9 protein-coding genes are annotated in these 9,709 nt (G+C 66.1%); 5 read left to right on the top strand and 4 right to left on the bottom strand.

Translation table 11 applies throughout. The annotated features are described in order from the left end of the window. Window positions 1-174 precede the first annotated feature (174 nt). Window positions 175-519 carry a GNAT family N-acetyltransferase gene (locus tag BJQ90_RS21760; RefSeq protein WP_226762247.1) on the top strand — a complete coding sequence of 115 codons (345 nt, stop codon included), beginning with the start codon at window positions 175-177 and terminating at the stop codon, window positions 517-519. Window positions 520-752: 233 nt separating this feature from the next. Here BJQ90_RS21760 and BJQ90_RS21750 read toward each other — a convergent pair whose 3' ends face one another. Both BJQ90_RS21750 and BJQ90_RS21745 read right to left on the bottom strand, forming a co-directional pair. Continuing rightward, window positions 753-3,011 carry a putative bifunctional diguanylate cyclase/phosphodiesterase gene (locus BJQ90_RS21750; protein ID WP_226762246.1) on the bottom strand — a complete coding sequence of 753 codons (2,259 nt, stop codon included), beginning with the start codon at window positions 3,009-3,011 and terminating at the stop codon, window positions 753-755. 127 nt (window positions 3,012-3,138) lie between these two features. Further along, the gene (locus BJQ90_RS21745; protein ID WP_056426952.1) at window positions 3,139-3,441 is read right to left on the bottom strand and encodes a DUF4193 domain-containing protein; all 303 of its coding nucleotides are present in this window, start codon (window positions 3,439-3,441) and stop codon (window positions 3,139-3,141) included. Window positions 3,442-3,675: 234 nt separating this feature from the next. On the opposite strand from BJQ90_RS21745, the gene BJQ90_RS21740 reads away from it, so the two are divergent. Continuing rightward, complete coding sequence (locus tag BJQ90_RS21740) at window positions 3,676-3,942, top strand: hypothetical protein (protein WP_226762245.1); 267 nt, start codon at window positions 3,676-3,678, stop codon at window positions 3,940-3,942. Between the two features lie 45 nt (window positions 3,943-3,987). Here the strand turns inward: BJQ90_RS21740 and BJQ90_RS21735 are convergent, their stop codons facing one another. Next, complete coding sequence (locus tag BJQ90_RS21735) at window positions 3,988-5,895, bottom strand: amylosucrase (RefSeq protein ID WP_226762244.1); 1,908 nt, start codon at window positions 5,893-5,895, stop codon at window positions 3,988-3,990. Between the two features lie 92 nt (window positions 5,896-5,987). Further along, window positions 5,988-6,488: an HtaA domain-containing protein gene (locus tag BJQ90_RS21730; protein ID WP_226762243.1), complete on the bottom strand. Its 501-nt coding sequence runs from the start codon at window positions 6,486-6,488 to the stop codon at window positions 5,988-5,990. A 182-nt stretch (window positions 6,489-6,670) separates the two neighbouring features. On the opposite strand from BJQ90_RS21730, the gene BJQ90_RS21725 reads away from it, so the two are divergent. From BJQ90_RS21725 to BJQ90_RS21715, 3 genes are all read left to right on the top strand, one after another. Next, entirely contained in the window at window positions 6,671-7,651 is a 981-nt protein-coding gene (locus BJQ90_RS21725; protein ID WP_226762242.1) for a S1C family serine protease, read from the top strand. Between the two features lie 203 nt (window positions 7,652-7,854). Next, the gene (locus tag BJQ90_RS21720; RefSeq protein ID WP_226762241.1) at window positions 7,855-8,481 is read left to right on the top strand and encodes a hypothetical protein; all 627 of its coding nucleotides are present in this window, start codon (window positions 7,855-7,857) and stop codon (window positions 8,479-8,481) included. Between the two features lie 367 nt (window positions 8,482-8,848). Next, complete coding sequence (locus BJQ90_RS21715) at window positions 8,849-9,709, top strand: AfsR/SARP family transcriptional regulator (RefSeq protein WP_226762240.1); 861 nt, start codon at window positions 8,849-8,851, stop codon at window positions 9,707-9,709.

Genomic DNA, 9,709 nt, shown 5'->3' with positions numbered 1-9,709 from the left:
GCCTTGACGGAAACCGCCGGCCTGCGGTTCGGTACTTTCCCTCCAGGGGAACCCGCCCCGCTGCCGGCCCCCGCACTGCCCAATGCCCGGCTCCGCCCCCGTGCCTGACGCCGGTCACTGCGGCCGCGGGCAACACCCGTTGTCTTCGCACGCCCGACGAGAAGCGAGAAGCTTTTGAACGAAATCACCATCCGCAACAATCCGGAGCGGTTGCGCTTCGAAGTGCTCGACGGCGGCACCCGCATCGGCCAGGCGGCGTACGTGGACGATGGGGGCGGCCACCGGATTTTCTACCACACGGTCATCGACGGGGAATACGGCGGCCAGGGCCTGGCGGGCCGGCTCGCGGCGCAGGCGCTTGACGAGACGGTTTCCGCTGGATTGAGGATTGTCCCGGTGTGCCCCTACATCAAGGACTACCTCGGGAAGCACACCCAGTACGCGGAGAGCATCCAAAAGCCCACTCCGGCACTCCTGGCAGTTCTGAACAACGCGTTGGCAGGGCGCGCCCGGCGCTGAGCCGGCCCATCGAGGACCACGGACTCATCGGCGACGGTTCCACCTGCGCACTCGTGGGACCGGACGGCGGAATCTCCTGGCGCTGCGTCCCGGAGTTCGACAGCGCGTCCCGGAGTTCGACAGCCCGCCCTTCCTCGCCGGAATCCTTGACGCGGAGAACGGCGGACTCTTCGAAATCGCTCCGGACCGCGACATCCAGATTGCGCCGGCTGAAAGCCGGACGGCGGGCCGCCTCAGGAATCTGTTGCCCCGGCCCGGGCCGGCGGCTGGAGCCGGGCACCCGAGGCGAGGAGGGCCGCGATCAGTGGTGCCGGGCCGGGACGGGACAGAAAATACCCCTGCCCCAGACGGCAGCCCAGGTCCCGGAGCAGAGCCAGCTGCCCGAGGTCCTCGATCCCTTCGGCGACCGCCTCGAGGTTGAGCTTATGGGCCAGTCCGAGGATGCCTTCGAGCATGGCGGCGGCGGGCCCGTCGGAGGTGCTGGCGGAGAGGAAGGAACGGTCGATCTTGAGGATGTCCGCGGGCAGGTCGGCCAGGGTGCTCAGGGAGGAGTACCCGGTTCCAAAGTCATCGATGGCGATGCGGACCCCGCAGCTCTTCAGCCGGTGAAGCGCCGAGATGCCGCCGTCGACGCTGCTGGCCAAGGCCGTTTCGGTGACTTCCAGGACAACCTTGTCCGCTTGCGACGCGGGATCCGTCAGGATGCTTTCGATCGCGGCCAGGTTCCGCGGGCTGGGCAACTGCAGCGTGGACAGGTTGACGGAGACCCAAAGGTTTTCGCAGTGGTCGATCGACGCCCGCCAGGCTGCGGCCTGCCTGCTGGCGGTGCTCAACACCCAGCGGCCGATCGCCTCGATGTCCCCCGTCTCCTCCGCCAGGGGGATGAAAGCCGACGGCAACAGCAGCCCCAGCGTGGGGTGATGCCAACGCACGAGCGCCTCCACTCCCAGGATCTCCCCGGTGCGCAGCTCGGCCACCGGCTGGTATTCAAGTCGAAGCTCCCGCCGGGTCACTGCGGTGGCGAGGTCGGCCCGGAGGGCAGCGTGGTACGTCATCTTCTTGTAGCCCTCGGCGTCGAAGAGCTGGTAGCGGCCCTTGCCGCCTTGTTTGGCCATGTACATGGCGAAGTCGGCCTGCCGCATCAGTTCGGCGGGATCACCGGTTTCCCGGTGCCACTGTGCTGCGCCCATGCTGACCGAGACTCTCAACCGGACTTCGCCGACGGAGAACGGTGCCCGCAGTGCATCATGAATCCGTTCGGCGATCCCGGCGGTGACGGAACCGTCGGCGTCGTTTGTGACCACAATGGCAAACTCGTCCCCGCCCAGTCGGGCGGCCAGGTCGGTGGCGCGCACGCAGCCCTGGAGCCGGACCGCCAGCTGGACCAGCAGCAGGTCGCCGCCTTCGTGCCCCAGTGAGTCGTTGACGTCCTTGAAGTCATCGACGTCGATCATCAGCAGACTTTCGCGCCGGGACCCTGGGTCCGAACCGGGCCTCAATGCTGCGGACAGGCGCTCCCTCAATGCCGCACGGTTGGCCAGGCCCGTCAACGGGTCATGGGTGGCCCGGTGGGTCAGGGCCAGGTGGCTGTGGTGCACGGCACCGGCCATGGAGTTGAAGGCCTCCGCCAGCTCGCCAAGCTCGTCGTACCGGTCGACGTCGATGCGGTGGGTGTAGTCGCCGGTCTGCAGTTTGAGGACACCGCGGTGCAGTCTTTCCACCGGCCGGATCAGGAATTTCACGATCCTGTTCCGGAAATAGACGACGCCGGCCGCGGCCAACCCAAATAGAGCGCTGCGGGCGGCGATCACGATCTGCTGGAGTTCGGCACTGTACGCCAGACCCGAATCCAGTGATTCAAGGGCCGAGTTTTGGATTCCGTCCAGCAACGCTCGCACGCCCGCCCCGGACGCGGCGAGGTCCGGGGACTCAGCCACGCGGTTTCCCGTGAGAGTCTGCACCCCGCTGCCCCACAGTCCGTGCGTCGCGAGGCCAGCCTGCCACTCAGTGCGGGCCGCGCTCGCGGCGGCGCGCATGTCCCTCTCGGTCGGAAGGATCCGGACGGCGTCGTCGAAACGGCGCGAGATGTCCTGTTGCTGCCGAAGGAACGCCGTGCGGTCGACCGGCGCATTGGACAGAAGTTCGTGGCCGGTCTGTTCATGAGCGTCAAGCGCAGAGCGTAATCCCGCCACGGCATCCGACTCACGGTGCAGCTGGGCTGCCGTTGCCTGGACCTGGTCGGTGACCACCCGCAGTCCGACAACTGTCGCGAGAGCCCCAAGAAGCAGCGCCACCAGCATGAGCGCGAACGCCCTGGACCATTCGGCCTTGAGGCTCCCGCTGGGTCCGAAGCGCCGGGCCTCCGCGCCAACGGCAACAGCTCCGGTACCGGTCTTGCCGGTGCCGAAGCTGTCGATAACGAACCGGTCATCAGCGGGGGCGTCAGCCTCTGTGGGAGCACGGTCGTCCCGCTTAGTACTCCAGCTCCGCATGGTTCCTGCCTCCGGCTACTTGCCGGCATGCGGCGCATCGTCAAAGAGGAGCGTATCGGGAACGTGCCGTGCATGGCATGCCCGGCGTCTTAGCGGTCGAAATGTGAAGCGGGGCTAGGTGATGCAGTTAGCTCATGCAGTCGGCGCAGTACGAGTGGCCCGCCTTTTCGCGGGCCAGCTGCGATCGGTGCCGGACCAGGAAGCACGAGTAGCAAGTGAACTCGTCTTCCTTCTGCGGAATGACGGTGACCGTCAGTTCCTCGCCGGACAGGTCGGCGCCCGGCAGTTCGACGCCTTCCGAGGTGTCAGCCTCGTCGAGCTCACGGGTTACGCTGCGGGCGTCTGGCGCGTTCGCGGAGCGGAGCGCCTCCAGCGAGGCGTTGCGTGATTCCGCAACGTCGGATCGGACTTCGTCATAGTCGGTTGCCACCTGGTTAATTCTCGATTCCGTTGTTCTGGGTTTCCCGGAATTGAACGGTACAGCATCCGACCGTTAATTTGCTGGGTGTATGGGGGCTGCGTGCAGTGACACTGACAACACCCGTGCGTGGCTGCCGCCGCCTGGCCGTCTAATGTTCGACGATCGTCGTCCGGATTTCATATGGCGTTCATGCGGCAGTCCTAGGCTGATTCTTCAAGCACCGTCCGCCAGAAGGGATCCGTGATGGCCGATATCGCTGCAGTACTCGGAAGGCTCACGCCAGAGGAATTTGACGGACTCCGGGCCATCGGCCCGGCCGGGCACCTCCCCAGACACCTTACCGAGGCCCTCGACCGCGCAGCGGGCGGCCCGGGCGCAGGACGCGGTTATTACGTTCCCACCGGCAGCGTCAGCGCCACGGGTGGACCCCATTTGGTGCTGCGCAGCGACGTCGCCGGCTGGCTCTTCGGTTCCCCTGCCCAGGTGCCGCAATCACACGGGGACGTATAGGGGCCAGCCGGCGCGCGCGGGCCGCGGTTCGGAGCTTCCGAAGCCCTAGGACGCCGGCGTTACCCTGAGCCAGACGAACTGCCAGGGCTGGAGCACAATTCCTTGCTCGAGCCCCACCAGGTTTCCGGTCAGGACATTGAGGGCGCCAGCTGCGAATCCGGAGAGCGTCAGTGCGGGCACTTTCTGTGCCAGATCGCTGAAGTTGGCGAGGGCCAGGATCCGGGTTCCGTCGCCGGGCCGCTGGTAGCCGAGGACACCCGGGATGCCGGTGGCGAAGTCCAGGAGCTTCGTCCCGACCAGTTCCGGCGTGCGGGAGCGGACCGAAATCATGGTCCGGAGCCCGGCGAATACCGCGCCCTCGGAGCTGGAGGGGTCGCTGCGTCGGGCATACCGGTCGGCCGGGAAATGCGGCCGGTGGACCCACCGGCTGTCTGTGGCGTGGCCGTCCTCAAGGGCGTAGTCGTAGTCGTTGAGCTGCCCCACCTCGTCTCCAAGGTAAAGCAGCGGGACGCCGCCGGTGCTCAACGCGACCGAGTGCGCCAGCAGGATCCGGTCCACCGCGTGGACGGTGCCGTCCTCAAGGCCGCAGAGGGACGCCGTCGTACCGGAAATGCGGCAGTCTCCCGTCCGGGGATTGTCCTGGAACGGGACGCCATGGGCGAAACTGCCCGGGAAACGGTTGACGTAGAAGGCATTCAGGAACCTCCGGTGGTCGAATCCATCGATGCCCATCGCTGCGGCGTCCTCATCGGCAAAGGTCCAGCCGATGTCGTCGTGGCTCCGGACGTAGTTCACCCAGGACGTCCCCTCCGGGATGTTGTGCCGGTGCTCCAGGGCCTGAGCCAGGAGGGAAACGTCCCGGGTGGCCATGGCTTCCCAGGTGAGGGCCATCTGCAGGGGGTTGTAGGAGAGCTGGCATTCGGCCGGGTCAATGTACTGCGCCACTTCGTCGGGGTGCACGATCGCCTCGGACTTGAACAGCAGGGAGGGTGCGGCGAGCCGGCAAACGGAGTTGAAGGCCCGCAGCAGGATGTGGACCTCCGGCAGGTTCTCGCAGGGCGTTCCCAACTGTTTCCAGATAAAGGCGGCCGCATCCATTCGGAGGATGTCCACTCCCTGATTGGCGAGGAAAAGCATTTCGCCCGCCATCGCCCGGAAGACCTCCGGGTTGGAGTAGTTCAGGTCCCATTGGAAGGTGTGGAATGTCGCCCAGACCCAGCGCCCGTCCGGCATTGGCACGAACGAGCCCGGATGATCATCCGGGAAGATCTCCCGCACCTGTGTCTCGAACGCGTCCGGCATTGTCCTGTCGGGATAGATCCAGTAGTAGTCGCTGTAGCCAGGATCGCCGGCGGAAGCCTTGCGGGCCCACTCGTGTTCGTCGGAGGTGTGGTTGAAGATGAAGTCCAGGACGAGGCTGATGCCGTGGGCCCGGAGCTCGCCGGCCAGGCTGCGCAACTGTTCCATGGTGCCGAGCTTGGGGTTGACTTCACGGTAGCTGGAGACGGCATAACCACCGTCGGAGTGCGGTTCGGGTGCCAGGAAGAGGGGCATCAGGTGCAGGTAGCTGAGCCCCAGTTCCTTGAAGTAGGGGATCTGGGCGCGGACGCCTTCAAGATCCCCGGCGTAACGGTCGACGTAGCAGACTCCGCCGAGCATCTGGTTGGACAGGAACCAGCCGCTGTTGTCCTCGCGGGCGGCGTCGAGGGCCAACAGGTCCGCTGGCCGCACCGCCCACGAGTGGGCGGCCTGGTTGACGAGGGCAGCGAGCTGGTCCAGCCAGTCCGTCCGCGTCCCGTAGAGACCGTGGAACAACCGGGCGAGGTCGGGGAGATGGGCGTCAAGACGGCGCCGGAAGTCGGCCGAGTCCTGGTCATCCGGCGACCGTCCCTTGTCCAGAGCGGCGAGGACGTGCCGGCAGGCTGCTTCAACAGCGTCCGTGGCTTCCACCATTGAGGTTCTCCTTTGAGGCTCCACGGGCTGCCCGCAGCGCCGGGTAGACATTCTTCTAGATTGGCCGGAGGCAGGCCAGGGCAGACCGCGGCCTAGCCGGTGATCCGGATGAAGAGTGGATCCATCGGCTGCCCGGCGGCATACTGGCCGTCGAAGAGTTCGGACCCATCCGGGGAAATGACGACGTCGACGTGTTCCCAGACCAGCGATCCGCCGGCTTCGTGCGGTGTGGAAGGGCTGAGGAAACCGACTGTGGTGCGGTCCTGGCCGCCGCCGCCAGAGCTGATGGAGAGCACTCCGCTGCCGCTCGTGAAGGTGATCCAGGGGTCCAGCAGCCGGACCAGCAGCATGCCGTGGTGGCCGGCGAGCCGGACATCCCCGCGGAAGCGCAGCACCCCGGTGCCGCGCGCGGGGTCGTAGTCCGAGGATTCGGGACTGAAGCAGAAGAGCGACGCTGCGGCGACGGTCGCCCCGCCGGTCGCTGAAACGGACCCGTCCGGCAGGCTGGTGATGTAGTCGATGAAGCTGCGCTTGATGCCCCAGCTCAGGCCCAGCGGAGGCAGCGGATCGGGTGAAGCGGACGCTGGGTTCACGTAGGTTCTCCTGTGGCTGAAAGTCTGGTCTCCTCTGAGCCTAGCGGCGGAAGGCCGTCCGGATTAACTGCCGCCCTGAGGGCTCGACATCCGGCGTAGTTCTCTGAGGGCGTAGGGGGCGCCGGACTACCCCTGCCGTGCCGGTGGTTGACTTAGATAAGTACCAGTTCAGGAGGTGCGCTGTGGCCACCGCGATCAGCCGGGTCCCTGGTCCCGAGGCGTCCGAGGACCCCCTCGATTCCTACTCTGCAACAGTGATTCGCGTCGCCGCTGCGGTGACGCCCCATGTGGCGGCACTCGAAGTGACAGGCGCCGGGCGGAACGGACGACTCCGGATGGGCGCCGGCTCTGCCGTCCTGTTCACCTCCGACGGGTATCTCCTGACCAACGCCCACGTCGTGGGTGGCGCCCGGGCCGGCAGCGCGGTGTTCTCCGACGGCACGCGCACCGCCGTGGAAGTGGTTGGCTCGGACCCGCTCTCGGACCTGGCAGTCGTGCACGGCAGGGCCCCAGCGGCGACGCCGGCGCAGCTCGGCGATGCGGAGTCACTCAGGGTCGGGCAGCTGGTCATCGCCGTCGGGAACCCCCTGGGCCTCTCAGGCTCGGTGACCGCTGGTGTGGTCAGCGGACTGGGCCGCTCCATCCCCGTCTGGTCCGGACGCAACCGCCGCATCATCGAAGACGTAATCCAGACGGACGCCGCACTGAACCCGGGAAGTTCCGGCGGGGCGCTCGCGGACGCGCGCGGCAGGATTGTTGGCATCAATACGGCGGTGGCTGGGGCCGGGTTGGGCCTGGCGGTTCCTGTCAACGCCACGTCCCGGCGGATCATCGCCGCGCTGCTCAAGGACGGACGGGTGCGGCGTGCCTATCTGGGGCTCGTGAACACCCCCGTTCAGCTGCCGCCAAGCTCCGTGGTCCGGACCGGACACCGGGAGGGGCTCCTCGTGGTCGAGGTCCTGGCGGGCTCGCCCGCCGAGCGGGCAGGACTTCGGTCCGGCGACGTTCTACTCAGAGTCGGCGAGAGAACCGTGTCCAATGCCGAGAGCCTGCAAAAGCTGTTGTTTGCCGAAGCGATTGGTGTGCCGCTGGAGTTGGCGGTGCTGCGGGACGGATCGGAATTCCGGATACTCACCGTTCCCGAGGAGATGAAAGATAAGTGATGGCTTCGCCTCCCCGTCGAATGTGAATCGCAGAGCTATCGGGCTCGTTACGGCAGCGCTGTTTGGTCTGCGAGGGGCCGTGAGCGGGACCGCGCGGTCGTCGTCGCAAGGCCAACCCAGACATGTGGAGGAAGTGAGCCTTAATGAGTGGGACATCGGCACAACCGCCTCGACAGGTCCCTGCGGGTGCAGGTGGCTCTCAATTGCTCATGGATGAGTTCTTGCCAGGGTTCGATCTCTCCGTGGTGCATGCCCACGTCTTTCGGGTCCCCGCCGCCGAGTGCTACGAGGCGGCTCGTGAGCTGGACCTCTTTCAGGCGCCGCTGGTTCGGACCCTGCTCGGCATCCGGGCCCTGCCACAGCGTGTCGCGGGCACCATGAGGGGACGCAGGACGACTACCGCTCCCGAAGCATCCCGGCGTACGTTCCGGCTCCAGGATATGGTCGGTCTGGGTTGGATTTTGCTCGGCGAGACCCCGGACGTGGAGATGGTCCTCGGTCAAGTGAGTCGCCCCTGGAAGTCGGTCGCGGCCGCCGCCGACACACCAACGACCCCCGGGCAGTTCACGAAATTTGATGAGCCCGGTTTCGCCAAGATAGCCACCAACCTGAGGATCGATCCCTACGGGAACGACGCCTCAGTCCTGACGGTAGAAACACGTGTCGCCATCACAGACGACGAGAGCCGCCGCCGGTTCAGCCGCTACTGGGTGCTCATTGGCCCCTTCAGCTCACTCATCCGTCGAATGGCGTTGCGCCTGCTCGCGAAACACCTTCGACGGCCGGCTCAGGGCAGGCCGCATGACGGCAAATCGGACCGCCCAGGGTAGCGGGGGCCCGCAGCTGAGCTCGGAGAAATGTGCGGCGGGGCGGTTTTGCAATACTTTTCTTCGGTCCGACTACTCACATTAGTTCCGGAGAATACTTGGTGGCGCCCCCGGGTGTACTCGACTTTCCGCAGCCCAAAGGATCGGGTAGCTTCATTGCTTGTTGCCCCTTGTTTCGCGTGGCACGGTTTCCCTAGAAAGCCGGATGGAAATGAGTCTCTGCACGTTGCTGTAATTCTTTCCGGCTCTCCGAAAAGCGAATACATATTGGGTGGGGAAATCGGAGATCAACGTGGTTAATTTGGGCGGTCCCACGCCAGGAATTTCGGTCCGATTATTTGGGACATTCGAGATCCGCCGAAATGGCACCGTGCTCACGGCAGCGGATATGGGTGGCTGCAAGCCCCGGCACATTCTGGAAATTCTCCTGCTGAATCTGGGGACCCCTGTCTCCAAGACGCGCCTCGTGGAGATCCTCTGGGGACACCGGGCCAGCGATGGGTCAATCGCCACGCTGGAGAGCTACGTCAGCGGCATCCGCAGGGCAATCCAGCCCGGCAACACCAAGAAGGGTCCGCTTCGCACCGCTAACAGCGGCTATGTCCTGGATCCGCAACTTGTGGAACTGGACCTTTCGGAGTTTCGCCAGCTGGTCCGAGCGGCCCGGCTGTCGGCGCCGGCCGAGGCCCACCTGCTCTCCATGCAGGCTCTGGAACTGGCGGCTGAGCCGTTGCTGGGATTTGAGCTCGTGGCCGACTGGGCAGAGGAAGCGCGGGCACGGCATGCTGCCGAGAAAGTCGCCGCCCAGATTCTGGCGGCAGAGACTGCGGCCTTTCTCGACAAACCCCAGCAGGCCATTTCACTGGCACAGGCTGCCATCCGGTCCGAGCCGCTGAACGAACGGGCCTGGACCCTCCTGGTCGCTGGATACGAGCAGGCCAGCCTGCCGGTGGAGGGGCTGTCAGCGTACGAGCGTTGCCGCCGCCTGTTCGACCGTGACCTGGGCTGCGCCCCGGGGCCGGCCCTGCAGGCTGCCCACCTGAGGCTGCTGCGGCAGCGTGCCGAGGGAAACACCGAGCTCTCCGAAGTCCTGGCGGCGCTGCTCTACCTGGGCGAGCGGCTGCATGGGCCCAAATGCACCCGGCTCGCCGAGGCGGAATCCCGGCGCCTGCGGGAGAAAGCTGGCCGGGTCCTCGACTCCTTCCTGCAGCAGGCGCTGGCCGCCGTCTGA

The organism is Arthrobacter sp. SO3 (assembly GCF_020532825.1).
Classification (GTDB): Bacteria; Actinomycetota; Actinomycetes; order Actinomycetales; family Micrococcaceae; genus Arthrobacter.
This window is presented reverse-complemented; position numbering and strand designations above follow the sequence as displayed.